The sequence below is a fragment of the Spirochaetota bacterium genome, from assembly GCA_017999915.1.
Classification (GTDB): domain Bacteria; phylum Spirochaetota; class UBA4802; order UBA4802; family UBA5550; genus RBG-16-49-21.
The window spans coordinates 24,053-51,010 of the sequence record JAGNKX010000016.1 but is presented as its reverse complement, the minus strand read 5'-3'; the positions used below and the strand labels follow the sequence as shown (position 1 = coordinate 51,010).

Genomic DNA, 26,958 nt, shown 5'->3' with positions numbered 1-26,958 from the left:
CCTACCGCCCCGATGTCCCGGCGCGGGAATTCCCGTAGGAAGAGGATATGCTGGTACCCGCATTGATAGCCATGGCGGTCATACTGGGCCTGACCCTGCTGTATATCTATGTCCTGGCCCCCCGCCTGAATCCCTATAACCGCGCAATGGGCTACCTCAATCAGAACATGAAGGACGAGGCCATAGTCGAGTTCAGGAAGATCCTCGACAATGACCCCAATGATTTCCTGGTGCACTGGAACCTCGCGAAGATATATTTCGACCGGAACGATATCGACGAGGGAGTGCTTCACCTCGAGGAGGTCAGGAGGATAGGCAAGTACAATTCACAGGTGCCGAAGGCCGCCGTCGAGCGCAAGCTCGCGGAGTCGTATCTTGTCCGAGATGACGTGCTGAAGGCCTTCACCAACTTCTACGACGTGCTGATGGATTATCCCGGAGACGAGGAGGCGCTCTATCACGCGGCGTTCATTCTCCTCGGCCAGGAATATTTCGAGCAGGCGCTTCGCCTCTTCGAGCGCCTCGTTAAATTAGACAAGAAGAGCTTCGAGATATTCTTCGGCGCCGGCATCGCGAGCTACCAGAGCCAGAAGACAAGCGAGCCTGGAGAGTATTTCAAGGAAGCCCTCGCCATAGATCCCCATTCGGATATCGCAAATCTCGCCATGGCTTTCGCGCTGCAGAGAAAGCGCGACTACAAGACGGCCCTGAATTACGCCAAGATGATCATCGATACCAGCAAGGACGAAAGCGCCCTCCTGGTGGCGAGGAGGCTCTACGCGCTGCTCTGCGTGCAGGCGAAGCGCCCGGCGGAGGCGGTGAAGGTTTTGGAATCGCTCCTGGAGTATGTCCGCGCCAACGACATGAAGGACGAGGAGGCCATTATCCTCTACGATCTCGGCTTTGCCGCGCTCCACGCGGAGATGACCGAGCTCGCCTATGATTACTGGAACCAGCTCTACCAGCTTGACCGGGGCTTCATGAACGTCCAGTTCCTTACCACGAAGCTGCGCAGGGAGATGGACGCCGTCACGAAGCCCGGAGCGGGCGAGGGGGAGGGTTCGGTCATCGATCATTCCGCCGACTGGCTGCGCGACGCCTTTCCGGTTGATTTTCTGTGGAAGATATGCGGCCTCAAGTCGGAGCTGGTGGTGGACCTTGACGGCGTCCTCTCCTCCGCCGCGCGGGCCGATGCGGCCCGTGACGATGGGCAGCCGCTCGACAGGGACGAGGCATCGGGCGAGGCGGCTGACAATATCAGCACCTTCATAAAGCTGGACGTGGAGAGCTTCAGGATCATAGCGAACAGGGCGGTGGCGAGGATGGGCTTCCGGGTGGACGAGATACTCCCCACCTACCGGGAGCCGGACGGCGTCGATTTCATGGCGATCAACCTCGCGACCAAGGACAAGACCCTTGTCTGGGTGAGAAGGTGGAAGGATCTGCGGATCGGCGAGATTCCTCTCCGGAACCTGGCCCAGGCCGTGAACGACGCCAAGGTCAAGCAGGGCATTTTCGTCACCACCAGCGATCTCACCAATGCGGGCGTGACCGCCACGGAGCGCCTCCCCAAGGTCAGGGTCGTGCTCCCCGAGGAATTGGGCACCCTGCTGGACGGACTGCTGTGACGCGATTTTCTTTATGAACACACACGGTAAACTGAAAAAAATTTCCCTCGCAGCGATCGATTTCGAAGACCGTTACTACAGGATCAGCAGGAACCGGATCGACGACACCCTGCGCTCATCGATCCGAGAATTCGGCGTGCTGGACCCGCCCCTGGTCATTGATGGTGATGGTCCCTATAAACTGGTCTTCGGTTTTAACCGCCTCCGGGCGCTCCGGGAGGCCGGTGCGGAAACAGCGGAGGTAATGGCGGTGCCGGCCGTCGACCCGGAGCCGTATGCCGGGCGCGTCCTCCTCAAGTGCCTCCGTAACGAGGTTGGGCCCATCGGCAGGCTGCGGGCCCATGCCATCCTGAAAGGGATGGCAATGGATCCCGGGCGCCTTGACCGCATTGCCAAACAGGGCCTGCGCCTCCCCGATGAATTCACCCGTGACAACACCCTCGCGGAACCGGTGGGGGAGCTCCCGGCGGTCCTCGGGGACTACCTGGACTGCCGGGACATCCAGTTCAGGATCATACGGGACCTGGCGCGGCTTCCCCGGGCAGCCCAGGGGGCGCTTGCGGACTGGATCTCCTATGCGCCGCTGCGGGTGAACATCTTCAGGTTCATCGTGGATATGCTCACCGACATGATGACGCGGGACGGTAACATCGATTTCGTAAAGGGGATCCGGCCTGACGGATCGATCGACAGGAAACAGTGGGAGGATCACCTGTACCGCCTCATCCGCGAGGCGCGCTATCCCGACTATTCCTCCTCCCGAAAACGGGCCGATGATGTTGTCCGGTATTTCGCGGCGCGCGGCATCGGCGTCGATTACCCGCCTTATTTTGAAGGGGACCGTATTGATGTGACCGTAAGCCTTGAAAGAAAGGATGATCCGGCGTCGGTACGGAAGAGAATTGATGAAGCGGATCTGTCGAAGCTGAAGGATCTGCTGGAGCTTTTGTAACTGCATTAGCACCGGGTTTAAACCCGCAGTTAGTGCACCTGTCCCTCGCCCTCATCCTCCGGCGGCTGCTCCCCGGCGATCTCGTTTTCCAGGACCGGAAGGCTGCAGATGATGCTGTTGAAAATGAAACCGGTCACCATGAAACGGGAAAACTCCTCTTTATCCTTGGCCAGGTCGAAAAGCTGGTGTGTCACGAAGATACAGTTGTCCATGAGCTCTTTAAGAAAGACCTCGTTTTTCGCCTGGTCGTCGGCCGGCTTGCCCCGCCCGGCGGCCGCGCGGCGGGACTCACGGACCATCGATTCCAGCAGGTCCTGAAAGAAGGCGTCAAAGTCCTTCTGGTAGGTGACAACATGTCCGTTCTTGAGTTTTATCATCGGGATTCTGCATGACGATGCGGGGACACCGTCACGGCCTGTCCCCGCGGCGTGTTATTTGTCCATCTTTTTCTGTATATCGTCAAACTTGTTTTTCAACAGCGATCCGAGAGATGTAGATTGGGGCGATGAATCCTTCTTGATGAATTTTTCGTAGTCCGAGCGCTCTTCCGCCTTAAGGGCCTCCCGTTCGCTCAGGATCAGCTTCCGGTTGTTCTGCTCGATGCGGAGCACCGCCGCCTGCAGGGTGCCGCCCTCGGCGTATTTTTTCTGGATCTCGGATTCAATTTTCGTGTTCAGCTCGCCGCGTGGAATGAATCCCAGCATTCCGTTGGCCAGCCGCACGTTGAGACCGGCGGGCTTGACGTCCTCAATCGTGACCTCCTGGACGGAATCGGCGATGTCCTTGCCGTCCCCTTCCCAGGGGTTCGGCTCGTTGGGCACCAGCTCAAGGGAAATCTTCTTCTCCCCGTTGTTGATGCTGACGATCCGGGCATTCACGTGATCTCCTATGGAAACCACCTCGTCCGGGCGATTTATCTTTTTCAGGAAGTTCATGCGCGATACGTGTATGAAGCCGTCCAGCCCCGGCTCGAGCTCCATGAAGGCGCCATTCTTGATGATGTTGACCACGACGCCGGAAACGGTCTGTCCCGTCTCATACCTGTCGATGTGCTCCCACGGCTCGGGGGAAAGGTCCTTGACGCTCAGGGTCAGCCGCTTGTTGTCCCAGTCGATCGACTTGACGACGGCGTCGATCTTCACGCCGGGCCGGTACGCGGAGGTGTCAGCATACCGGCTCCAGGTAAGCTCCGATTTGGGGACCAGCGCTTCCACGCCGCCGATGTCGACGAAGACGCCGAAATCGCGGACGCCGGATATGGTCCCGGTTATGCGGTCCCCCGGTTTCAGGGTCTGCTTCAGGCTGTCCTGGGTCGCCTTCCGCTGCTCTTCCAGGAGGGCGCTGCGCGATACGATTATGTTCCTTCCCTTTTCCTTGTACTCGATTATTTTAAAAAGAAAGGCCCTGTTGACCATCGACTTGGGGTCCGACGGGTTCCTCGTGTCGATCTGCGATACGGGGCAGAAGCATTTTATCCCGCCGACCGATACCGAGTACCCGCCCTTGACGGTGTCTGTGACGGTCCCGTGTACCGGTATTGATTCCCGGTAGGCCATCTGCATGAGGCCCGGGTTGATGCCGCCCCTGCCGAGGCTGCTGGTGAGATGTATCTCACCTCCGGTCCGGGACACCACGTAGGCCTGGAGGGTGTCCCCGACCTGGACCGAGAGAGACCCGTCGTCGTTCCTGAATTCTTCAATGCCGATAACGGCCTCGCTCTTGCCGGATATGTCGATGAAGGCAAGTTCGCCGGTGATAAAAACGACTTTTCCCTCGACCTTTGCGCCGATGTCGAAGTCGTCCCTCCGGTTCATGGACTGTTCAAGCATCTGCTCAAAGTTTTCGTTATTTAGGTCTTCGCTATGGTCGTCTAATCTGCTCATGATAATCTGCCGTTTCCTTCTCTGGCGGCGTTCCCGGTGTCTTTGACCTTTTTCAGGTGACGGTGAAACAAACCGCGCAAGGTGATTTTCTGACAGCCTATAATTATCAGTCAAAACCTGTAAAGAAAATTTGTATAAATCCGGGTATTTTTATACAATTCACCCCCCCCCAGGCCATATATGACCTCACCGGCACTCCGTGCGCCCTAAGCGACAGGATGTCGCGCATGCAGCAGCGTACATGGAAGTACAAGCTGCTGCCTCCTTGAAAAGGAGAGGGCTTCCGAGATAATGAATTTATTCTATTCTCCCCTCTCCATTTCATGGAGAGGCTCCCGAAAGGATGTCGCAGTGGCAGACGCATTCGGGACATCCTGTCCCGCGTCTGCAGGTGGTCATCCTGACCGCTCCCAACGCGGACAGGATGTCCAAAGAGCGCTCGGCAGCCGGGGGTGAGGATTGCAAGCTTTGCGGAGAGGGGGGATAGGGGGGGAGGATACAAGCGGAGAAGGGGCCGGGGCGTGGCGGCGACAGAGAGCCTGCACAGAACGCTGGTAAGGCGGGAAGAGGGGATGCAAGATCTGGCGAGGCGGTTAAAAAACCGGGCCTGTCCCGGTATAAAATTATTGACATAATTTTTCAAAGGGCGATAATGCACCATTATCCAAAAATACTAACGGAGCGTGCCATGAAACGATTAATATCCATCATGCTGTTCGTAGTCGCCGCGAGCGTTATGGTGCAGGCGCAGGAATCAAAACAGGAAGCTAAAACGGAAAAAACAGCGAAAGAATATATAGCCGATCTGTCATCCGGCGGTGACGAAAAGACCCTCATCGAGGCGGCGCAGTTTGTCGGCGATAAAAAGGAAAAGGACGCCGTGCCGGGCCTTATCAATCTCCTGACCGACAAGCGGGAAATGGTGCGGATGGAATCGGCCGTATCCCTGGGCCTCATCGGCGAGGAGAGCGCCGCCGATGCCCTGAACAACGTCCTTGTCAATGACGAGAGCGCCCAGGTCCGCTACGCGGCGATCCTGGCGGTCCTCCGGATCGGATCGAAGAAGTCCCTTGATCCGCTGAAGCAGGCGAAAGAGAAGGATTCGGACCCCTTTATCCAGGACCTCCTCGTGAAGCTGGAAGCAAAGGCGAAGAAGTAACCGGGCGGATTTCCGGCCCTGGTCCCAGACAAGAAGCCGCCCTGTTGGCTCGCATCAAGGGGCCGGGAACATGGTGATCAGACAATTCCACTCACAAAATAGCAGCGCACTCTTTAAAAGCATGTTGCGTTACAAGTCGGGCAACATGCTTTTTATTTTAAGGGAGCCTTAAAAACGAGGAGCAACCGTTGAAAGACGATGTGATAAAGTATCTTGTATTTGACATTGAGTCCGTTCCGGACCCGAGGCTCATTGCCATGGTCCGCTATCCCGGCGAGGAGATCGATCCCCGCGAGGCGGTGCGGAGGTACCAGCAGGAGCTGCTGGATGCCTCGGGCGGCGTGTCCGATTTCATTCCTGTCACCTTCCAGTATCCGGTGGCGGTGTGCATCGCGAAGGTTGACAAGGATTTCAGGCTTATCGACATCGTATCCCTCGACGATCCGGAATTCCGTCCCGACGAGATGGCGCGCCTGTTCTGGCTCGGCGTCGAGGACGTGTATGACGGGGCCTCGCTGGTCACCTATAACGGGAGGGGGTTCGACATCCCCCTCATGGAGCTCATGGCCTACCGTTACGGGTACGGCCCGAAGCGCCATTTCAAGGATAAGTTCGCGGCGCGCAACCGCTACAGCACCAAGCACATCGATCTTCAGGACTGGCTTTCCAACTACAACGCCATCCGGATGAACGGCGGCCTGAATCTCCTCGCCAAGGTGATCGGCAAGCCCGGAAAGATGCAGACGAAGGGGAACGAGGTCTATTCCATGTTCCTGGAAGGCCGGCTCCGTGACATCAACAACTACTGCACCCATGATGTCCTGGACACCTATTTCGTCTTCCTGCGGACCCGGGTGCTCCTGGGGGAGATCACCATCGTGCGGGAGCAGGAGATCGTCAGACAGACAAAATATTTCCTGGAAGAAAACCAGGAGCGGATACCGGCCCTGAAGGAGTACCTGGCAAACTGGGGCGACTGGGATCCCTGGCCGTAAAAATGATCGCAATAACGGGTGTTCTGTAACATGTTCTGGCTTTTATTATCCATATTCTTAGGCGCCCTGGGGCAGCTCTTTTTCAAGCTGGCCACGGACAGCGTAAGGGACCGGGTGCAGATGATTGATTTTTACCTGGCCCTGGCGATGAATTACAACCTATGGCTCGGATTCATCTCCTACGGCCTGAGCTTCCTGATCTGGCTCCGGATCCTGACGAAATTCGACCTCAGCTACGCCCGGCCCATGGTGGGTCTCGGATACGTGGTCACGGCGGTCCTGGCGGTGCTCGTTCTCGGGGAGAAGGTCACCATGATGAGGTGGATAGGGATTTTGCTCACCGTGGCGGGCATAGTGGTATTGAATATGACAAAGAATGGTTGATTCGAGGAATATATGAAAAAGTCAAAAGTCGTTATAATCAAAACAAAACCGGAAAAGGTCCTTGCCGACTACGAGAAGGCATTGAAGCTGGCGGACGCGCAGAAAATACTGCAGAAGAACACGCCTGTCATTCTTAAAGATAATATTTCATGGCACCTGCCGATGCCGAGCGCCAATTCCACACCCTGGCAGCTCGAGGGCACCATCAAGGCCCTGAAGAACATGGGCTTTAAAGACATCGTGGCCGTGGAGAACAAGACCGTCGTCACCAAGCCGAAGCACGGCGAGAAGCTCAATAAGTTCGACGTGGTCTTCGACAAGTATGGCATTCCCATCAGGTATAACTTCAATCCGGCCGATATGAAATGGATCGTGTACAACCCCAAGGCGAAGCTGCGGGTTCTCCCGAAGATATATCCCGAGGGCGTCATGATACCGGATTATTTCATCGGCAAGAACATCATCCACCTGCCCACGATGAAGTGCCATATCTACACCACGACGACCGGCTCCATGAAGAACGCCTTCGGCGGCCTCCTGAGCACGAAGCGCCATTACACCCACTCGTGGATCCATGAAACGCTGGTCGATCTGCTCAAGATACAGAAGGAGATCCACCCGGGCATTTTCGCAGTCATGGACGGGACTTCCGCCGGCAACGGCCCGGGCCCCCGGACTCTTCAGCCGGTCCAGGCCGATTACATCCTCGCATCGGGCGACCAGGTGGCCATCGACGCGGTGGCCGCAAAGATCATGGGCTTTGACCCGATGAAGCTCGACTTCATCCGCCTGGCCGTCGAGGAGGGCCTCGGCAACGGCAATCCCCGCGACATCGAGATCGTGGGCGAGGACATCTCGAAGGTGAATCTGAATTTTTCCGTGGGCGACAACTTCGCCAGCACCTTCGGCGACCTCTTCTGGTTCGGGCCCCTCAAGGCGCTCCAGAAGCTGATGTTCCACACGCCCCTGGTGTACCTGTTTATATTCGCGTCGGCCTTTTACCATGACCGGATATGGTGGAACCTGAAGGGAAAAAAGGTCCTCGAAACCTGGAAGAAGGAAAGTCCCTGGGGAAGGCTCTGGGAGAGTTACTGAGATGCGCCTCGCCCTCTTTGACTTTGACGGCACCATAACGACGCGGGACAGCCTGTTCGATTTTCTTCTCTTCACGTTCGGCGCCGCGCGGTGCGCCGCCGGCCTGATTGTCCTGGGCCCGGTTCTTGTTCTCTATGTTCTGAAAAAGATACCCAACTGTAAGGCGAAGGAGGCGGTGTTCCGTCATTTCTTCAAGGGGTGGAGCATCGAGAGATTCGAAAAGGTGGGAGAGCGCTATTCCCGGGAGCGGCTCGACCATATCATCATGGGACAGGCCCGCGAGCGTATCGAATGGCACAGGACCGGCGGACACCGCATCATCGTTGTATCCGCCTCGGTGGAGACCTGGATGAGGGAATGGTGCGGGCGTTACGGCATCGGGATCATCGCCACCCGCCTGGAATCCGCGCAGGGGAAGCTAACGGGACGGATCGACGGGGCCAACTGCCAGGGGCCGGAGAAGGTGCGGCGCATTCGCGAGGCGGTCAACCTGGACGAATATGAATATATTTACGCCTACGGCAACACCCGGGGCGACGCCGATATGCTTTCCCTGGCACATGAACAATACTATAACTGGGTGAAGGTTGCCGGATGAAACACTATGTTTCTCTCCTGAGAATCCATCAGTATGTGAAGAATCTCTTTATCTTTCTCCCGGTCTTTTTCGGGCTGCAGATCACGAATCTTCCGATTCTTTTAAAAACCGCGGCCGCCTTCCTGGCCTTCTGCCTCACGGCCAGCGCCGTGTATATCTTCAACGATTATTTTGACTGCGAGGACGACCGGAAGCACCCGGTAAAAAAGGACCGCCCCCTGGCATCGGGCGCTGTTTCCAAGAAAACGGCCCTGGTACTGACGGGCTTCCTCGCCGCAGCCGGTCTCGCCGGCTCCTTTGCGGTCGACCCGGCTATCCTGGCCATTGTCCTTGTCTACATCGTCGTGAACATTCTCTACACGGTGGCGCTGAAGCATGTGGCCATTATCGATGTCATGGTCATCGCCATCGGTTTCGTTCTCCGGCTTTTTATCGGGTCCGCTGCCTCGGGAGTGCAGCTGTCCATGTGGATCATCATTATGACCTTCCTTCTCGCGCTGTTCCTCGCCTTCGCCAAGCGCCGTGAAGACGTCTTGCTCTATCTGGAAAAGGGGGAAAAGGCCCGCAAGGTGATCGACGGATATAACATGGAGTTCCTCAATGTCTCCATGATAATCATGAGCGCCGTGATCGTCATATCCTACATCATGTATACCATATCGCCGGTGATCCTGAGCCGGAACCACGGCGACAAGATATACCTGACGGTCATATGGGTGATCCTGGGCGTGCTGCGCTATCTGCAGCAGACGATGGTGTTCAACAGCACGGGCTCCCCGACGAAGACGCTTTTAAAGGACCATTTTCTCCAGCTGGTTATCGTCGGCTGGATAATATCATTCTGGGTGCTGATATACCTATGATCTACCTTGCCGTTAAATACGCCATCTTTGCCGGGATCGCCACGGTCGCTAATATCGGGACCCAGTACCTGACCATGCACGCATACACCGGGCCCTTCAGCCTCTATGCCGCCATGGCGGCGGGAACAATGGTGGGGCTCGTGATAAAGTATATCCTCGACAAGAGGTTCATCTTTTATCATCAGACGGACGGCGCCAGGGACGACCTGTTCAAGTTCCTCGTGTACACGTTCATGGGGGTCTTCACCACCGCCATCTTCTGGGGGTCGGAGCTGTTGTTCAATCATCTCTTCACGTTCCCCGAGGCGAAGTACCTGGGCGCCGTGGTGGGATTGACCATCGGTTATATCACCAAGTACAACCTGGACAAGCGCTTCGTGTTTCGCGACTGGAAGCTCGATTGACGGCTATCACTTGTCACCGGGGACAAGGCGCACGGCGCCCCGGTCGGCCGACGATACGTGGAGCGCATAGGTCCTGAGGGCGCCGGTAATCTTCCTGTCGCGGCTAACTGGCTTGAAAGCGTCCCCCTCCTTCTTTTTTTCCTCGCTATCGCGCTGAGCCAGCTCGCTATCGGAAAGCTTAACATTCAATTTCCTGCCGGGGATATCGATCTCGATGATGTCCCCGTCGCGGACCAGGGCTATGGCCCCTCCGGCCGCGGCTTCCGGAGACACGTGGCCAATGGATAGTCCGGCGGTTCCGCCGGAGAAGCGGCCGTCCGTGATGAGGGCGCACGATTTTCCCAGGTTCATGGACTTGAGGTATGAAGTGGGATAGAGCATCTCCTGCATGCCGGGGCCGCCCCGGGGCCCCTCATAGCGTATTACGACGACATCGCCGGCCTTCACTTTACCGCCGAGGATGCCGTCGCAGGCCTCTTCCTGCGAGTAGAATACCTTCGCGGGGCCGCTGAAGGTGAAAATGCCCGGATCCACTCCGGCGGTCTTAACGATGGCGCCGTCACGGGCGATGTTGCCATGGAGGACCGCCAGGCCTCCGTCCTTGTTATAGCAGTGGTCGATGTCGCGGATGCAGCCGCCGGCGCGGTCTCTGTCGAGCTCACCGTATTTTGTGTCCTGCGACCCCATCACCAGGTTCCGTCCCCTGTGGGCCGGTGCGCTCGAGTAGAGGCCGACGGCTTCCCCGGTTACGGTTTCGCGCATGATGTCATGGGTGGTCAGTGTCTCGCCGAGATTTTTCGCGTCGACGCGCTTTACCGACGTATCGATGAGGCCGGCCCGGTCCAGTTCTCCCATGATGGACATGATGCCGCCGGCGCGGTTCACGTCCTCCACGTGGTAGGCGGAGCTGGGGGCGACCTTGCAGAGATTGGGGACCTTGCGGGAAAGCAGGTCGATATCCTTCATGGTGAAGTCGACCCCCGCCGCTTCGGCGATCGCCAGGAGGTGCAGCACGGTGTTGGTGGAGCCGCCCATGGCGATGTCCAGGGACATGGCGTTCATGAAGGCAGCGCGGGTGGCGATGGATCGGGGGAGAACCGAATCGTCACCGTTGTTGTAATACCGGTCCGCCATTTCGACGATGCGCGCCGCCGCGCGTTCGAACATTTTCATTCTATTTACATGGGTTGCCAGGACGGTGCCGTTGCCCGGCAGGGCCAGACCCAGGGCCTCCGTAAGGCAGTTCATCGAGTTGGCGGTGAACATGCCGGAGCAGGACCCGCAGGTGGGGCAGGCGAGCTGTTCCAGCTCTTCAATATCTCCATCTGGGACCGTGGGGTCCGCGGCCATCACCATGGCGTCGATGAGGTCGACTTTTTTCCCCTTGAACTGACCCGATTCCATGGGGCCGCCGGACACGACAATGGTCGGTATATCGAGGCGCATTGAAGCCATCAGCATGCCGGGGATGATCTTGTCGCAGTTGCAGATGCAGACCAGGGCGTCGGCCATGTGGGCGTTGCACATGTATTCGACGCTGTCCGCGATGAGGTCCCGGGACGGCAGGGAATAGAGCATGCCGGAATGTCCCATGGCTATGCCGTCGTCGATGGCGATGGTGTTGAATTCAGCGGCGAAACAGCCTTTCTGCTCGATGAGCGCTTTCATCTTTTGTCCGATCTCGTGAAGGTGCACGTGGCCCGGTACGAACTGCGTGAATGAGTTCGCGATGGCGATGATCGGTTTCCCGAAGTGCGATTCTTTCATGCCATTGGCGCGCCAGAGGCTCCTGGCGCCGGCCATTTTTCTGCCCTGAGTGCTGAAGGAACTGCGTAGTGGCTGCGACATTGTTTTTCCCCTATTGTTTTGTTGGATGATAATGATTTGAGGGAGGTTTTGCATGTCAAGAGTTAATAAATATTTTTTTCTCTGACGCCATTTTCTTTTCATATGGAAATTTCTATTGATTTTAATTACTATTCTGATACATTGATAAAAAATGAAAAGAATGAATTTACTCTGACACCTTGTTGATAATGATTTCGTAATATTTAAGATGCAGATAAATCATCTTATATTAAATATTAGGATGCCGTATATGAAAAGAATTGTCCTGATTCTATTGTTGTTTTTTTCGATTAATGGTTTTCCCCAAAATATAAATGAAACCGATGAAAAAAACAATCTGCTAAGCGTGATTGCTAAAAATATTCATAATTACAAATCGAAAACTATTACGCTTCACCTGAAATTGAAACATTTAGATAAGATTTTTGAAAAAATTACATTTTACGATAAAAAAAATCATGATATCGAGTTTGATATATCTGACCGGTTTTTAAAAAAGCGCATAGCATCTGATATGCTGAATCTGCATGAGGGTATGGAATATTATGTTACATTTGTTATCCAGAATGTTGGAAATCTTGGCCAGATAATCGGGGAACTGAAAGGTTTTAAGCCGGTAGTTCTGGAAAAAGTACCTGAAAATGTTAAGGAGTAAAAAAGAGAAAGCAGAATAGCTGGGCGGCTATCCTGCCTTCTCCTAAAACGCAGTGCCAAGTCTACAATATGGCAAAATCGGGAGGGAATTACCATATATCAACTTGTATTTATTTCTTCGGCATTAATCATCTAAACCTTTAACATTTTTTTTATAATAATATTTTTTCTGATTAGCAGTTTGCTGAAAAACAGCAAACTGCTAAACGATATATGGATGTATCGTCATTTTTCGAGGTATTAGCCGAGAAAAATGTGAGGTTTTACGAATTCACTTCGTAAAACCGACCCTGAAAAACTCCAGGGAGGGAGTTTTTCAGGAAACTGTTAGATCTATCTTAATAATCCTAATATTATAATCTTACCAAGGAGGGTTTATTTTGCGGATTATTTTACTCTGACACCCTCATAAAAATCTTCTATTCTCTTGTACTCTGACACCTTGCCTCTAAATATTTCTTCGTTGACCTGATTTGATGCATCTGATATTATTATTGATCTAAAATGAGAAATTCCCATGAAGATAATTCATATTAAAATATACAAAAAAAAATAATTGTCAATATATGCAATTTGTACTATCAGGGGGCTCTTTTGACTGGAACAGTAATTAAGATCTTCGGCAGGTTTTATACTGTAGAATATAACGGACAAAGGATAAACAGCACGCTTCGGGGCAGGTTGAGGAAGGATAAACGCCTTGAAAAATACTCTGAGGCAGTCTCCGTAGGGGATCTCGTTGATTTTAAAATGGATAATGACGGCAGCGGGGCCATCGAACATGTTCATGACCGAAGAAATGTTTTTACAAGGAAATACAAGGATAGCGACCGTGATGACCTTATCGCAGCCAACATTGACCAGATCGTGGTGATCCAGAGTTTCGGAAAGCCGCGCCTCAACCTGCGTTTTGTGGACCGTCTCCTGGTGAGGGGAATCAAGGAGGGGATACCGGTTTTGCTCTGTGTAAACAAATTGGATCTTGCCGATGATGAGACAGAAATAATTGAAGAATATTACCAGGGTTATAAACTGCCGCTGATTTTGACGAGCGCAGTGACCGGTAAGGGCCTTGATGACCTTAAATCCGCCCTTACAGGCAGGCTTTCCATACTTATCGGTAATTCCGGGGTGGGGAAGACCAGCATTCTTAACGGTATCTATCCGGGCCTTGATCTGCGAACGACGGAGGTGTCAGAGCACACCGGCAAGGGACGCCATACCACCACCAACGTGGAGATGTTCCGCCTTGAAGGGGACACGCGGATCATCGATACGCCGGGCCTGAGGGAGTTCGGGCTCATGGATATCGAGCCAAACGAGCTGGGGATATATTTCATGGAATTCGGCAAGTATGCGCGCAAGTGCGGTTTCAGCCCCTGCACCCATGAGCATGAGCCGGGCTGTGAGGTCAAGAAGCGGGTGGAAAAGGGAAAAATCAGCGAGGATCGCTATATATCCTACCTCAATATCCTCGCGACCCTGAAGGAGTATTACGCGAACAGGTATCGATGACATGATCAGAGTAAAGGACCTTCGCATCGTCTTCGACGGCAAAACCATTATTGACGGGATCGATTTTTTCGTCCCTGAAGGGGCGACGCTGGTCCTGATGGGAAAGAACGGCTGCGGCAAGTCGGTGATTCTGAAGGCCCTCTCCGGCCTGATCGATTACTCTGGCACCGTGGAAATAAACGGGACCGATATCCGCGAGCTGTACCGCGACCGTTTCCAGAGCATTACCGGTGAAACCCGGAGGTTCCGCATCGCTTACGTGTTCCAGAAGGGCGGGCTCTTCGATTCGATGAACGTCTTTGATAACGTGGCCTTCGGGCTCCGGAGGATGCACGTCGGCGAAGATTCGATCCGGACACTGGTGGTGAACTCCCTGGCGCGGGTCGGCCTGAGGGGAAGCGAAGGGAAGCTCATCTCAGAGCTCTCCGGCGGGATGCAGAAGCGCGTGGGCCTGGCACGGGCCATCTGCCTCGATCCCAACATCATCTTTTTCGACGACCCCACCGCCGGCCTTGACCCGATACTCTCGGATTCCATCGCCGACCTGATCCTGGAAATAAAGAGCGCCCTGAACACGACGTCCATTATCGTCACCCACGACGCCACGGTGGCCCGGAAGGTGGCCGATTCCATCGTCCTCCTTTACAACGGAAAGATCGTTGTCGAGGGAGACGGCACGGCTTTTTTTTCAAGGACTGATTCGTATGCGCGGCAGTTCATAGATGGGGATATCGAGGGGCCCATCGATATTTTTTAAGGTGTCAGAGTGAGGGTCCGACAGGCATATGCTTGCGCAGGCCGCGCCTCATTACAAGGACCGTCATAATGCGGATTAAAGCAGCGCAAGGAGTATAATTATGCGACCATCCCTGAGCGGTGTATTCTGGCTGGTAACCCTGGTGTTTATCGGCACCTCTGTGTTTTTTACGGTCAATGTGATCACCTTCAAGAACAGGCTCAGCGATCCCGGGGGACCGGCCGAGTTCCCTTCGGGCCGTAAGGTGACGGTCGCCGCCATCATCGACGGCGACGAGATCTCGGTGAACATGGGGGAGGCCCGGTTCATCGTGCGTATCCTCGGCATATGGTCCTTCGACGCCACCGCCAATGATACCCTGACCCAGGGCCAGGGAAGGGCGGCGATGAACTACCTGGAGAATACGGTGCTCAACAGGGAGGTCGAGCTGCAGTTTGACAAGTTCCGGCAGGATGAGAACAGGAGGGTCCTTGCCTTTGTGCAGATGAACAGCGCCGATGTCGGATATGAGATGGTTTCAAAGGGAATATGCCTCGTGTATTCGAAATATCCCTTCCCGAGGATGGATGCGTATCTCGCGGCGGAATCAGCAGCGGAACGGGGGAAGGCCGGGCTCTGGGGCGACACCGGTATCGTGATTAGGTCCCGGGTATTGAAAAAGGTCTGGGATCACAATCGCCGGAAGAAGGAGGTTAAGTGATGTTCAGAGTGCTGTGGCTTCTCTTCAGGAAAAGAGGCATCTCCACGACCCTGGGGAACAAGGGAAAGGTGGCGCTGATATTCCTCTGCCTTATATGGTATTCCACGTCGGGATACCTCTTCTTCGAATTGCCGAAAAAGCCTGACCTGGGATGGCTTGACGCCCTCTGGTGGACGCTGGTCACCATGGCCACGGTCGGTTACGGCGATTATTTTCCCGTCTCCGCCGGCGGGCGGTACCTGGTCGGCGTCCCGACCATGGTCTTCGGCATCGGCTTCCTCGGGTTTATCATATCCGAGGTCGCGTCCAATCTCATAGAATCACAATCGAGGAGGCTCCAGGGCATGCTCACCGTAAAATCCAACAACCACGTCATCATCGTTAACTTCAGCAGGCTTGATGAGATCATGAACATCATCGAGGAGCTCAGGCTCGATCCCTCCACCAGGGAAAAGGAGATATGCCTCATCGATGAAAAGCTTGAAACGATTCCCCAGCGCCTCCATGAGGAGGGGGTCCATTTCGTCAGGGGCAATCCCACCGAAGAGGCGACGCTCAGGCAGGCCAATCTGGAGAAGGCCAGCAACGCCATCATCCTTTCCAGGGATCGGAGCGATCCCCATTCCGACGACCAGAACCTGGTCACCACGCTGGTCATCGAAAAGCTCAATCCCGATATATTCACCATCGCGGAGGTCCTCGATCCGCAGAAGATACGGCAGTTCGAGCTGGCGGGGTGCAACAGCGTCATCTGCGTCTCGCAGTTCGCCGCCAACCTCATCATACAGGAGCTCCAGGACCCGGGCCTGAAGAACATCCTCGAGGATCTCATGAGCAACCGCGAGGGGAGCCAGATCTATTTCGTTGACATCAGGAAGATGAAGGATTGGAAATACCGGGAGCTCGTGCTGTGGGGCCTGGAGAATAGATTCTCGGTGATCGGCCTCATGCGGGACGGCGTCCCGCTCCTCGGCTGTTCGGCGGATGATCCGGTGATGAAGACCGACCGGGCCGTCATGGTGGGCGAGCGGCGCGTTAGCCGGGTGGAGATATAGGACCCGCCTGCGCGAAGGGGCGCGGCTTTTTTCTCTTGACACGGCACCATGCCCTCCCTATGGTCGCTGAAACAAAGTCAGGGTGCGCGCCAATACCTGGGACGCACTCGTAATAAGGACAGGGCCTTGAAGATTCTCGTGACCGGTTCGGCCGGATTTATCGGTTTCCATGTCGCCGGGAAGCTGGCGGCACGCGGCGATGTAGTCGTCGGCATCGACAATATCAACGATTACTATGACACCGGACTGAAATACGGCAGGCTCGCCGCCTCCGGCATCGGCAAAGAGGACGTGCGCCGCGGCTCCGAGGCTCTCAGTAAATCCTGGCCGGGGTACCGCTTTATCCTGATGGACCTTCTTGACCGCGACGGCCTTGGGGCGCTCTTCGAGCGGGAGGGTTTCGACGCGGTGTGCCACCTGGCGGCCCAGGCCGGCGTCCGGTATTCGCTCCAGAACCCCTACGCCTATGTCGATTCGAACATAACCGGCTTTCTCAACATCCTTGAAATGTGCCGCCACCACGCGGTGAAGCACCTGGCCTTCGCCAGCAGCTCCTCCGTGTACGGCCTGAATGAAAAGATGCCCTTCAGCACGGCCGACAACGTGGACCACCCGGTGAGCTTTTACGGGGCGACGAAAAAATCGAACGAGCTGATGGCCCATTCCTACAGCTGCCTCTTCGGCATCCCCGTCACCGGTCTCCGTTTTTTCACCGTGTACGGTCCCTGGGGCAGGCCGGACATGGCGCCCATTCTTTTCACGAAAACCATCATGGAAGGCAAGGAGATCCAGGTCTTCAACAACGGCGACATGCAGAGGGATTTTACCTATATCGACGACATCGTGGAGGGCGTTGTCAGGGTGATCGATCGTCCGCCGAAGGAGAATCCCTCGTGGAATGGCGCCGATCCCGACCCTGCCGGCTCCAGGGCCCCCTACCGGATCTACAATATCGGTAACAGCGCGCCGGTAAAGCTCCTTGATTTTATCAACACCATCGAGCGGAAGCTGGGGAAAAAGGCGATCATGAAAATGATGCCCATGCAGCCGGGCGATGTCGTGGCCACCTATGCCGATGTCTCCGATCTCATTAAAGACATGGGCTATGCCCCTTCAACGACCCTTGACGACGGGATCGGGCGCTTTGTCGCGTGGTACCTGGATTACTACGGCCGTTGACGCCGATTTTCGAGGACGGTCCCGAATTTTGCAGATCAAAGACTTCTCCCCTGCCGATAGATAAGTATGAATGTTCCCTTTCATAAACCGTATATCACCGAAGATGAAATAGCCGCAGTCACCGAGATGATGCGCGCCGGATGGCTCACGGCCGGCGTCAAGACCGCGGCCTTCGAGGATGATTTCAAGAAGTACGTGGGGTGCGGCCACGCGGTATCGGTCAATTCCGCCACCGCCGCGATGCACCTCGCCCTGGCCTGCATGGGCCTCGGGGAGGGCGACGAGGTGCTGGTCCCCGCCATAACCTTCACCGCCACGGCCGAGGTGGTCCGCTACTTCAACGCCCGGCCGGTCATGGTCGATATCGAGCGGGAGACCCACCTGATCGACGTCAATAAAATAGAGGAAAAGATAACCGACCGCACCAGGGCCGTCATGCCGGTGCATTACGCGGGACAGCCCTGCGACATGGACGAGATCATGGAAATCGCGCGGAGCCGCGGCCTCGCGGTCATCGAGGACGCGGCGCACTGCCTGCCCGCCTGGTACCATGGCAGGGCCGTCGGCTCCCTCGGCGACGCCACCTGCTTCAGCTTTTACGCCACCAAGACCATCACCACCGGCGAGGGCGGGATGCTCTGCACAGACCATGACGATTGGGCAAAGAAGGCGCGCCTGCTCCGCCTCCACGGCATCAATCGCGACGCGTGGCAGAGGGCCAACTCGAAGAGCTTCTGGCAATATGATGTGATAGAGGCCGGGTTCAAGTACAACACCACGGACATCGCCTCCGCCATCGGCATCGAGCAGCTCAGGAAGGCGGAAAAGATCTGGGAAATGAGGAAGCGGGTCGCGCGGCGCTACACAGAGGCTTTCCGGGGACTGGACGGGCTCATCCTCTACACCGTGAAGCCGGACCGGGAAACCTCATGGTACCTATATCCAGTTGATTTGAACATCGAGTCGCTTTCCATCACCAGGGACCGGTTCATCGAGATGATGCGCGACCGGGGGATAGGCCTGAGCGTGCATTTCATCCCCCTGTACGAATTCACGTACTACCGCGGCCTCGGTTTAACCGGAGAGGGCTACGACAACAGCCGCTGGGTCTTTGAGCGGACCTTCTCTCTGCCGATATTCCCCGCCATGACCGACACCGAGATCGATTACGTCATCGAGAATGTAATTGACATCATAAAGACTAACAGGCGTTAGCCAATCCTTCCCTTTTCCCCGACTCCTTTCGCGCTGCACCCGTTCGTGTGCCGTCACTGTTCCGCAGCGACGACGCTATGGCCGAATCGTGGGCGGGGCATAGCTGTTTTCGCGTACCAGGTCGCGGTGGGATATCCGCCAAGGGTATCGTTGGCCGTAATCGACCATACTTCGTTGGTCACGATCGACTGATTTTGCAGGCCGCCGAACACGTAAAGGGTCGGGTCACCGGCGTTAATTCCGTTATAGGGGGACACTGCCGCGCCGGCGTGCACGATGCCGGTTGTCGTGCCTCCATCGAAGGCGGGGTGATATCTGCCGTTCGTTACCGTGCCGGCGCCGCCGCCCCCGGGAGTGAATATCTGGAAGCTGTTGGCCTGGGCCACGTAGGTGGGATTTGCGCTGAAATAGGCCGTGGCGACTGAAAATGCCGTTGCTCCGCCGACTATGAATACATAGGTGCCGTTCGTTCCTGAATTGGACGCATAGGCCATGCCGCCCCGGGCGGTTATCGCGGTCAATGCCGCGGAATACGCATTGGTCGCTATCGTATAAGCCGTGTTTGTCGTCACGCCGGTTCCCGCCGCTATCCTTCCGCCAAAGTAATACGTTATGCCGCCGATGCAGGCTGAGCCCATGCCGGACCGCGCCGTCGTATACGCGGCGGGGGGCGTATTGTACCAGGTGCCGTATGCGCCGGCCGCGGGATTGTACCTGAGATGATAGGCGGCAACGCCGGCCGTGGTGGTCGTGGTTGATCCTCCCATGAGATATATATTGTTCGCATAGGTGTATGCCGTGGAGGCCATCAGCGCGGTGTTCACTCCGCTATTCTGTATGTTCGTTCTTGTCGTCCATGTGTTTGCCGCAATGTCGTATTCAACCACGGCAAAGGTGGCCGCCCCTGAATTCACGGCGCCCCCCATCACGTATATTTTTCCGTTCATGCTTGCGGCCGAATTGAAGGCGGTCGGCACATAGGTGCCCGATGCCCCGGCGGCAACGTCCGGGTACCATGTATCGGTCATCGGGTCATACATGTCGATCTCCGGTATTACTGATGTCCCGGTGAGGTCCGCGGTCCCGCCGATTATCCACAGGCCGCGCATCTTCTGTTCCAGGGTCGGCGCCGATCCCGTGGTGAAGGTCCAGGCATGGTCCGCGGCTATGGGATTTCCGGCCAGGTTCTGCACGGCCGTTGTGATGGTGGCGGTATAGGATGAGCCCGCCGCCAGGCTCGTCCCGGGCATGAATATCGCGGTGAGGCCGGTGCACGCCACGGTGCCGGCCACGGTGGCGGCGCCGTCCGACAGGGTAAAGCTCGAGGAGGTGACCGTGGAGCATTTCACCTCTTCGCTGAAGGTGGCCGTGATGACGGCGTTCCGGGAAACACCCGTCGCCCCTGCGGAAGGGGTGGTGGCGCTTACCGACGGCCCGCCCGGCTCGGTCGTGAAGGTCCAGGACTGGGTTTCTCCCATAACCTCGCCCTTCAGGTTCTCCACGGTGCCGGCCAGTGTCGCCGTGTACTGCGTGTTTGCGGAAAGGGCCGTCGATGGCGTGAAAATGGCGGTGAGACCGGTGCAGTATACCGTGCCGGCGACCGGCGCCGTGCCGTCCGCCAGGGTAAAGGTTTGGGTCGTTACGGTGGAGCACTTCACCTCGTCGTTGAAAACGGCCGTGACCGTCGTGTCATAGGCTATGCTGGTCGATGAGTTGGCCGGTACCATTGAAGCGACCCTGATCGAACCGGTTCCGGATGAGCCGCTTAAGAGAAGAGATAGGAACAGCGGCTCGCTTGAGGATCCCTTCCCGGTCGTGGTGTTGCTGCAGGAAGCGGCAATTATGAAGATGAGCGATAGTGCTGCTGCATTGATGGTTTTCATACGCTGATGTCCTTTTCCGATAATGCTAAAACCCTCTCTTGAAGCAGAAGGTCGTGTTGCAGGGCCCTGGAATGGAGAGAGTGGCATCCCCTGCGATACTCGATTCTCTCCACTACTATTAATCGGTTATTTTAGTGGTATTAATACATTAAATAATAATATCTTTGTGGATCTGATTGCTTCATAGAAGTTTTAGCGGAAAAATATTGAACATATATTATAAAATGACTAAAATAGAATGGGCTTGACAATATCGGTAAAATGAAATAGAGGTTTAACCTCAGGCGTTGAAATGATGAAGACCATAACACAATATGAATGCTCCGAATTCAGGAAAGAAGACCTCCTTAAACTGAAGGGGAATAGGAAGATCATCGTTGTTTTTTCCACCTTCGGCGAGCGGGAGGCCCGGCTTATTTACGACAAGATACGTCTCCTCAGGTCTGAACTTAGCGATTTTATCGACGGGATACTGGTATCGCACCGCCGCTCAGGGAATACCGAGGAAGAGACGGAGCGAAAGGCACGGGAGGCCTGGGACGGCTCGGAGATCCTGATCTGCAACGATTGCAGGGTCCCCGACATGGGCGATGAAATGGGGAAGGGGGCCGATATGCGCCGCGCCGTCTATCACATAAGCGGCACCGCCGCAAAGGGCCTTGATCCCCGGGAGGTAGCCCTGGTTTTCCTTGACGCCGACGTGGTGCCGAACTATTTCGGATCGCATTTCGTCCTGGCCCTGGGCGGAGCCCTCCTCAGGGGCCATGATTTCGCGCGGGCCAGCTTCTGGCGCGAGCTCGGCCGGATCAAGAAATTCGTGGCTCAGCCCCTCATGTCGGTCATCGACCACCCCGATCTGAAGAGGATTACCGACTTTCATTATCCCCTGTCCGGCGAGGCCGCGGGAACCCTGGCATTTTTCAACTCGGTGCATTTCTGGCAGCGCTACGGCGTGGAGACCGGCATCAACGTCGATACCTGCATGGGAGAGTACCGCGTGGCTGACGTGAACCTGGGCCTCTATGACCATGAGCACCATCGCGACCTGGACATTCAAAAGATGGCCTTCGGCATCATCCGGACCTACCTGACGCAGCTGCGCGATTACGGCATCATCGAGCTGGGAAAAAACGCCTTCATATCGGACACCTTTCGCGTCTCCTTTATAGACGAGGAGGGGGAGCGGCGGCACTTCGAGTTCGATCTCTCAGAGAAAAAATACGCACCGCTGAAGGAGATACTATGAATGTCTGGGAGCCCTCACCCCGCCTTAGGCGTGCCCTCTCCCATTAAGCTTGGGAAAAAGGAGAGGGCTTCTCTGTATGCACCCCTCTCCTTTCTTTAATTCTCAATGGGAGAGGGGCCGGGGGGTGAGGGAATATAACAGATTATTGAGTTATGCACCAAGTCTAATATAAGAATAACAAGATTACTTCGTCGCTGCGCTCCTCGTAATGACAAGATCAATAAACAGAGGTGACCCAATGAGCAAACTCATGGCATTGGCCGGTGAAAAGGCCCACGAACGGACGATTACCATGGCGACCTATCCCGCCGGCGACACCAGGGTTGTCGTGGAGGGACGCCTTGTCGACCGCCGCCTCAAGGATTACTATCTCGCCACGGGGGAGAAGAAACCCGCCGGCGATATTCATCACATGATCGTGCGCCTCCTGGTCGAGATTACAAGCCTGACCATTGAGGACGTCGAATTGGAGCTTGTCGCCATTCCCCGCGACGAGTGCTCGGCGGTGCGGGGGAGCCTCGATGTCATCAAGGGCGAGAGGATCACGAAGGGCTTTTCCGCAAGGATAAAATCGCTCCTGGGAGGAACCAGGAGCTGCACCCACCTGATGACCCTTGTCATCGCCATGGGCCCGGCGGCGCTCCAGGGCATTTTTTCAAGCCGAGCCCAGAAGCCGATGGAAATGGCTTCATTTATGGCTGACCCGGCGAGGGCCGAATTTTTCATGAAAACCCTGATCAACACCTGCTACGTGTGGAGGGAGGATGGCCCGGCCATGGCCAAGCTCCGGGAGACGATCGGGGCCGCGGGCAAGGGGTAAGCCTCTATTTTTTCCTGATGAGGATGACCGTCAGGTCGTCGGTGATCTCGCGGGGGGCGATGTAATTGAAAAAATCGCCGATGATGCTGTTCAGTATTTCCTGGGCTGTCTCTCCCCCGGCGTTCTGAAGCGATTTCATGATCATGGTTTCGCCGTAGGCCTTTCCTTCCGAGTTAGTCGATTCGATCATTGAATCGGTATAGAGCAGAAGGCTGTCGCCCTGTTTCAGCTTGAAGGAAATCTCATCGAATCCCACCTTGTCTATCGCCCCCTGTGAATCTATGCCGAGGATAGGCCCGCTGACGCGCTTTCCCGTCTTGTCGAGGACCTTGCCGGTCCTGTCGATATCGGTCTTTTTGCAGATAACGTCCGGGTGCGCGCAGTTGATGTACTCGATCCGGTCGCCGTCGAAGCGGAGCATCACGCCCGTCAGGTAATTGTCCACGTCCTTGATCTCCGTTATGAGCTTGCTGTTGATGTTCTCCACCACGGTGGCAAGGCTTGCGTTCCTGTGCTCCATGAAGTTCACGGAAATGATCGATTTCGCCATGAGGGTAAGGAGTCCCGGGGCGATGCCGTGGCCCGACACGTCGAAGATCCCCACGCCGACGACCCTGTCCCCGTCCATGTAGAAGTCATAGAAATCGCCCGATACGCCCGCCTTGGGGAGAAACAGGAGGGCGAAATCGTACATATCGGAGTGAGGCGGCTTCTTCGGAAGGAGTGATGACTGGAGATAGGCGGCCATGTTCATGTCCTTCCGGTACACCATCTGGGAGTCCTCGAGGTCGCGGTTGGAATGGATCAGCTGGTCGTTGATGGCTTCGAGCTCCTCCATGGTCGCCTCGGTCTCGGTCTTCGCCTGGGAGAGCTCCCTGGTGCGCTCCTCGACCTTTTTTTCCAGGTTGACGTTCATCTCCTCAAGGTTGTTCTTCAGGGTGTTCACCCGGTCGGCAAGGCCGAGGGAGAACAGGGCGATGGAGAATACCGTCCCTATCTGGAAGCCCCACAGCGTGAGGAACGAGTTCGGCAGAACGCCGAAGCGGTTCCCCACGGTCAATATGACGCCGGCGAAGAGGAACGACCATGCTATGGCATACCAGTTCGCCTCGCGCCTTTTTTTTATTATCAGCGTTATCGCGATCACCGTTACCAGCGCTATGCCGGGCAGGTAGGCGGCCGCCCCTGCCATGATGCTTATGTGGTAGGGAAGGATGAGGGACAGTATCAGGCTCGTGCCGATGGTGACGATATATGCCATCATCGTGATCCTGAAATATTTAGGCAGCAGCCGATAGTCGATATACAAAATTGAAAAAATCGTCAGGGTTAAATTCGTCATGAACAGGAAGAACGGCACCAGGTCATTTATCAGCATGGTGTTCTTCCAGATATACTGGAACCCGTAGCCGTTGAGCTCCAGGGAGACCAGCACCAGCGCGGCGATAAAGACCGCGTAGGAAAGGTAGGTGATGTCTTTCATCGAGATGGCAAGGAGCAGGTTGTAGACCAGTATGATCAGCAGGGCGCCGTAGAAGAGGCCGAAGATCGTTTTCTGGATATTGATGTCCGAGATGACGTTCTTCAATGAATGAATGGTCATCGGTATGTTCATGGAGCTTTCCGACTGGAACCGGACATAATAGGTATAGGTGCCGGGGTCCCGGCTCAGCCGGATCAGGAAATTGTGATGATTGATGTCCCTCTTGTCGAAGGGAATCTTGTTCCCGAAATGTCTCTTCGTGTAATCATGGTTCGCGTCGGGGATATAGATGTCGATGCTGTTCAGCAGCGGGTACCCGATCTCGAGAAACCATTCGGTCTCATTTCCCTCGGGAACCACAACGGTGAAGCGCGCCCAGATGACGTCGTTGATGAAACCGAGGGCGTTTTTCGTCGTTTTTACGAATGACGCCGAATTCCTGATGTCTTCAAAGGTGAGAGAGCCTTTTTCATCGCGCATGATTTCGGCGGGAACCGCGTAGGAGTCCCCCGTACCCAGTGTAAGGGGGGCGGCGCTGAGCGGCGCTGCCACTATTAGTAACAGCGCGATGATTCCGAAAAGAATTTTCTTCATGGGTTTGGCCGTCCCGCGCTCCGCGCGGGACGGCATCTCCGTTATTCTCCTTTGAATTGCGGTTCACGCTTCTGCGCGAAAGCGGTCATGCCTTCCATCATGTCCTTGGTGGTGAAGAGCTTCGCCAGTTCCTCGCGCTCCACCTTCAGGTGCATTTCCGGCGACACGTACGGGCTCAGGGCCGTGACCTTCAGGATAGACCTGACGGACAGCGGCGGCCGCTTGGCCAGCTCGTTGGCGAAGGCGATGGCGTCGTCGAGGGTCTTCCCTTCCTCGCAGAGGCGGTCGACGAGACCGAGGGCCAGGGCCTCCTCGGCCTCAACCTGCTTGCCCAGGAACATCATTTCCAGCGCCTTGGACTTGCCCACCATGCGCGGAAGCCTGAGGGAGCCGCCGTAGCCCGGCATGATGCCCAGGTTGGTCTCGGTGAGGCCGACGCGGGCGCCCTTCTTCAAAAACCGGAAGTGGCAGGCCAGGGCGAGCTCAAATCCTCCGCCGAGGGCATGGCCATTAAGCGCCGCTATGACTGGTTTCGGAAAAAATTCGACCTTGTTCCACACGTCCTGCTCGCGCTTGAGAAAATCCACCGCGTTGAAATCGCCGAAGCCGCTGGAAAGATCCGCGCCGGCGCTGAATATCTTGTCGCCCGAGCCGGTGATGACCACCGCCAGGGTGTTCTTGTCCATCTCGATGGGGTCAAGGTACCGGCGGATAGATTCGAAAACCTCTCCGCTCAGCTGGTTCGCCTTCGGCTTGTTTATCGTTAATAGAGCGACTCTGTCTCTCTGTTCGAGTAATACTACGTCTGCCATTGTGTGCCTCCTTTATAGTATACACGGGCGTATCCGTCAAGCCGGATACGCCCGGATAGCGCTTTCTTTTTATCTGCCTATTGTTTTGAACGAGCCGTCGATGATCTCGGGCTCCGGTTTCAGTATGTCCAGATTGAACCGCTGGCTGAGCATGTTCAGGGCGTCCGTGAGCTGCTGGGGCTGCATGCCCGCCGCCAGGGTAAAGGGGCCCGCGAAGGCGTTCATGCCGTACTTGACGCCGTCATCGATGTCCTGTATCGATTTGGCCAGGCCTTCCTTCCACACCTTGACGGCCTCGTTGATCTGCACTGCCAGGAGGTGTATCGGGGTTATGTCTTCCGATGTCTTTGATGTGTCGATGACCGCTTTGCCGTCCTTCCACTCGTAAATGCCCTTTCCCGACTTCATGCCAAGCTCTTTTTTCGCGATTTTTTCGGTCAGGTACTTGCCCGGCTTGTACTGCGGGGAAAGGGTCTTGGCGTAGTAATCCAGGGTATGGCAGAATACGTCGAGGCCTACAAAATCGGTGGTCTCGAAAGGCGCCATTTTGGCTCCCATCTTTTTCATTGTCGCGTCGAGCTCCTGGGGCTTGGTCTTGCCTTCGTCGAGGATGGCGGAGAGGAGCGCCTGGTTCGGCGCGCTGATCCGGTTGACGATGAAGCCGGGACGGTCTTTCAGGACCTTGACCGGGATCTTTTCGATTTTTTTCGATATTTCGCACATCAGGTCCGCGGTGGCGTCGCTGGTCTTGTTGCCGTAGATGACCTCGACGAGCTTCATCCGGTTGACGGGATTGAAGAAGTGCAGGCCCACGAAGCGCTCGGGGTTCTTCACCACGCTGCCGATCTCGGAGATGCTCATGGTGGAGGTGTTTGTCGCCAGGATGGCGTCGGCCTTGCAAGCGTCGGACACTTCCTTGAAAACGGTTTTCTTGAGGTCCATGATCTCGGGAACCGCCTCGATGACGACCTGTACGTCGGCGACGGCTTCCTTCGTGTCGAGGGTGGTTGTCAGCAGCGACATGGCCTTGTTCATGTCGTCGGCCGACATCTTCCCCTTGCTGACGAGGAAATCAAGGCTTTTTTTGATCTTCGCCACGCCGTTATCCAGGAATTCCTGCTTGATGTCGCGCATGACGACGGCCATGCCGGCCTGGATGCATACCTGGGCTATGCCGTGCCCCATGGCGCCGGACCCGAGAACGGCGATTTTTTTTACATCGTTGATGTTCATTCT

General features: G+C 55.9%; 24 protein-coding genes and 1 pseudogene. 18 read left to right on the top strand and 7 right to left on the bottom strand.

Features of this window, described 5'->3' with window-relative positions:
* The first annotated feature begins 47 nt into the window (after nt 1-47).
* Nucleotides 48-1,628 carry a restriction endonuclease gene (locus KA369_20025; protein ID MBP7738273.1) on the top strand — a complete coding sequence of 527 codons (1,581 nt, stop codon included), beginning with the start codon at nt 48-50 and terminating at the stop codon, nt 1,626-1,628.
* 13 nt (nt 1,629-1,641) lie between these two features.
* Nucleotides 1,642-1,863 (top strand): annotated as a pseudogene (locus KA369_20020) (ParB-like nuclease domain-containing protein).
* A gap of 746 nt (nt 1,864-2,609) precedes the next feature.
* Here KA369_20020 and KA369_20015 read toward each other — a convergent pair.
* Both KA369_20015 and KA369_20010 read right to left on the bottom strand, forming a co-directional pair.
* Nucleotides 2,610-2,957, bottom strand: a complete 348-nt coding sequence (locus tag KA369_20015) for a hypothetical protein (GenBank protein MBP7738272.1) — start codon at nt 2,955-2,957, stop codon at nt 2,610-2,612.
* A gap of 54 nt (nt 2,958-3,011) precedes the next feature.
* The gene (locus KA369_20010) at nt 3,012-4,463 is read right to left on the bottom strand and encodes a S1 RNA-binding domain-containing protein (protein MBP7738271.1); all 1,452 of its coding nucleotides are present in this window, start codon (nt 4,461-4,463) and stop codon (nt 3,012-3,014) included.
* Nucleotides 4,464-5,151: 688 nt separating this feature from the next.
* Between KA369_20010 and KA369_20005 the strand changes: the two genes are divergently transcribed.
* The 7 genes from KA369_20005 (at nt 5,152) to KA369_19975 (ending at nt 9,961) form a co-directional block, all read left to right on the top strand.
* Nucleotides 5,152-5,622 (top strand): HEAT repeat domain-containing protein, encoded by a 471-nt coding sequence (locus KA369_20005; GenBank protein MBP7738270.1) that lies wholly within the window; start codon nt 5,152-5,154, stop codon nt 5,620-5,622.
* A gap of 257 nt (nt 5,623-5,879) precedes the next feature.
* Nucleotides 5,880-6,617 (top strand): ribonuclease H-like domain-containing protein, encoded by a 738-nt coding sequence (locus KA369_20000; GenBank protein MBP7738269.1) that lies wholly within the window; start codon nt 5,880-5,882, stop codon nt 6,615-6,617.
* Nucleotides 6,618-6,647: 30 nt separating this feature from the next.
* Nucleotides 6,648-7,001, top strand: a complete 354-nt coding sequence (locus KA369_19995) for an EamA family transporter (protein ID MBP7738268.1) — start codon at nt 6,648-6,650, stop codon at nt 6,999-7,001.
* 12 nt (nt 7,002-7,013) lie between these two features.
* Nucleotides 7,014-8,096, top strand: a complete 1,083-nt coding sequence (locus KA369_19990; GenBank protein MBP7738267.1) for a DUF362 domain-containing protein — start codon at nt 7,014-7,016, stop codon at nt 8,094-8,096.
* A 1-nt stretch (nt 8,097) separates the two neighbouring features.
* Nucleotides 8,098-8,694 carry an HAD-IB family hydrolase gene (locus tag KA369_19985; protein MBP7738266.1) on the top strand — a complete coding sequence of 199 codons (597 nt, stop codon included), beginning with the start codon at nt 8,098-8,100 and terminating at the stop codon, nt 8,692-8,694.
* A complete protein-coding gene (locus KA369_19980) occupies nt 8,691-9,557 on the top strand; it encodes a decaprenyl-phosphate phosphoribosyltransferase (protein ID MBP7738265.1) in 867 nt (288 codons plus the stop codon). The genes KA369_19985 and KA369_19980 overlap by 4 nt, the downstream gene beginning before the upstream one ends.
* Entirely contained in the window at nt 9,554-9,961 is a 408-nt protein-coding gene (locus KA369_19975; GenBank protein ID MBP7738264.1) for a GtrA family protein, read from the top strand. Before KA369_19980 ends, KA369_19975 begins: the two co-directional genes overlap by 4 nt.
* A 6-nt stretch (nt 9,962-9,967) precedes the next feature.
* On the opposite strand, the gene ilvD is transcribed toward KA369_19975, so the two are convergent.
* Complete coding sequence (ilvD, locus tag KA369_19970; protein MBP7738263.1) at nt 9,968-11,809, bottom strand: dihydroxy-acid dehydratase; 1,842 nt, start codon at nt 11,807-11,809, stop codon at nt 9,968-9,970.
* A gap of 250 nt (nt 11,810-12,059) precedes the next feature.
* On the opposite strand from ilvD, the gene KA369_19965 reads away from it, so the two are divergent.
* The 7 genes from KA369_19965 to KA369_19935 all read left to right on the top strand — a co-directional run bounded on the left by KA369_19965 (nt 12,060) and on the right by KA369_19935 (nt 18,884).
* Complete coding sequence (locus KA369_19965; GenBank protein MBP7738262.1) at nt 12,060-12,464, top strand: hypothetical protein; 405 nt, start codon at nt 12,060-12,062, stop codon at nt 12,462-12,464.
* A gap of 593 nt (nt 12,465-13,057) precedes the next feature.
* Nucleotides 13,058-13,978: a ribosome small subunit-dependent GTPase A gene (rsgA, locus tag KA369_19960; protein MBP7738261.1), complete on the top strand. Its 921-nt coding sequence runs from the start codon at nt 13,058-13,060 to the stop codon at nt 13,976-13,978.
* Nucleotide 13,979: 1 nt separating this feature from the next.
* Nucleotides 13,980-14,735 carry an ATP-binding cassette domain-containing protein gene (locus tag KA369_19955; protein MBP7738260.1) on the top strand — a complete coding sequence of 252 codons (756 nt, stop codon included), beginning with the start codon at nt 13,980-13,982 and terminating at the stop codon, nt 14,733-14,735.
* Nucleotides 14,736-14,835: 100 nt separating this feature from the next.
* Nucleotides 14,836-15,435: a thermonuclease family protein gene (locus KA369_19950; GenBank protein MBP7738259.1), complete on the top strand. Its 600-nt coding sequence runs from the start codon at nt 14,836-14,838 to the stop codon at nt 15,433-15,435.
* Complete coding sequence (locus KA369_19945; GenBank protein MBP7738258.1) at nt 15,435-16,490, top strand: NAD-binding protein; 1,056 nt, start codon at nt 15,435-15,437, stop codon at nt 16,488-16,490. Before KA369_19950 ends, KA369_19945 begins: the two co-directional genes overlap by 1 nt.
* Nucleotides 16,491-16,538: 48 nt before the next feature.
* Nucleotides 16,539-17,669, top strand: coding sequence for an NAD-dependent epimerase (locus KA369_19940; protein MBP7738257.1), 1,131 nt, complete (start codon nt 16,539-16,541; stop codon nt 17,667-17,669).
* Nucleotides 17,670-17,735: 66 nt separating this feature from the next.
* A complete protein-coding gene (locus KA369_19935; protein ID MBP7738256.1) occupies nt 17,736-18,884 on the top strand; it encodes a DegT/DnrJ/EryC1/StrS family aminotransferase in 1,149 nt (382 codons plus the stop codon).
* A gap of 53 nt (nt 18,885-18,937) precedes the next feature.
* On the opposite strand, the gene KA369_19930 is transcribed toward KA369_19935, so the two are convergent.
* Nucleotides 18,938-20,767, bottom strand: a complete 1,830-nt coding sequence (locus tag KA369_19930; GenBank protein ID MBP7738255.1) for an Ig-like domain-containing protein — start codon at nt 20,765-20,767, stop codon at nt 18,938-18,940.
* A 292-nt stretch (nt 20,768-21,059) separates the two neighbouring features.
* Between KA369_19930 and KA369_19925 the strand changes: the two genes are divergently transcribed.
* Both KA369_19925 and KA369_19920 read left to right on the top strand, forming a co-directional pair.
* The gene (locus KA369_19925) at nt 21,060-22,013 is read left to right on the top strand and encodes a hypothetical protein (GenBank protein ID MBP7738254.1); all 954 of its coding nucleotides are present in this window, start codon (nt 21,060-21,062) and stop codon (nt 22,011-22,013) included.
* Nucleotides 22,014-22,251: 238 nt separating this feature from the next.
* Complete coding sequence (locus KA369_19920) at nt 22,252-22,833, top strand: DUF2889 domain-containing protein (GenBank protein ID MBP7738253.1); 582 nt, start codon at nt 22,252-22,254, stop codon at nt 22,831-22,833.
* 4 nt (nt 22,834-22,837) lie between these two features.
* Here the strand turns inward: KA369_19920 and KA369_19915 are convergent, their stop codons facing one another.
* The 3 genes from KA369_19915 to KA369_19905 form a co-directional block, all read right to left on the bottom strand.
* Complete coding sequence (locus tag KA369_19915) at nt 22,838-24,910, bottom strand: SpoIIE family protein phosphatase (GenBank protein ID MBP7738252.1); 2,073 nt, start codon at nt 24,908-24,910, stop codon at nt 22,838-22,840.
* 41 nt (nt 24,911-24,951) lie between these two features.
* On the bottom strand, nt 24,952-25,722 hold the full coding sequence (locus tag KA369_19910) for an enoyl-CoA hydratase/isomerase family protein (protein ID MBP7738251.1): 771 nt from the start codon (nt 25,720-25,722) through the stop codon (nt 24,952-24,954).
* A 69-nt stretch (nt 25,723-25,791) separates the two neighbouring features.
* Entirely contained in the window at nt 25,792-26,955 is a 1,164-nt protein-coding gene (locus tag KA369_19905; GenBank protein MBP7738250.1) for a 3-hydroxyacyl-CoA dehydrogenase family protein, read from the bottom strand.
* Nucleotides 26,956-26,958: the final 3 nt, after the last annotated feature.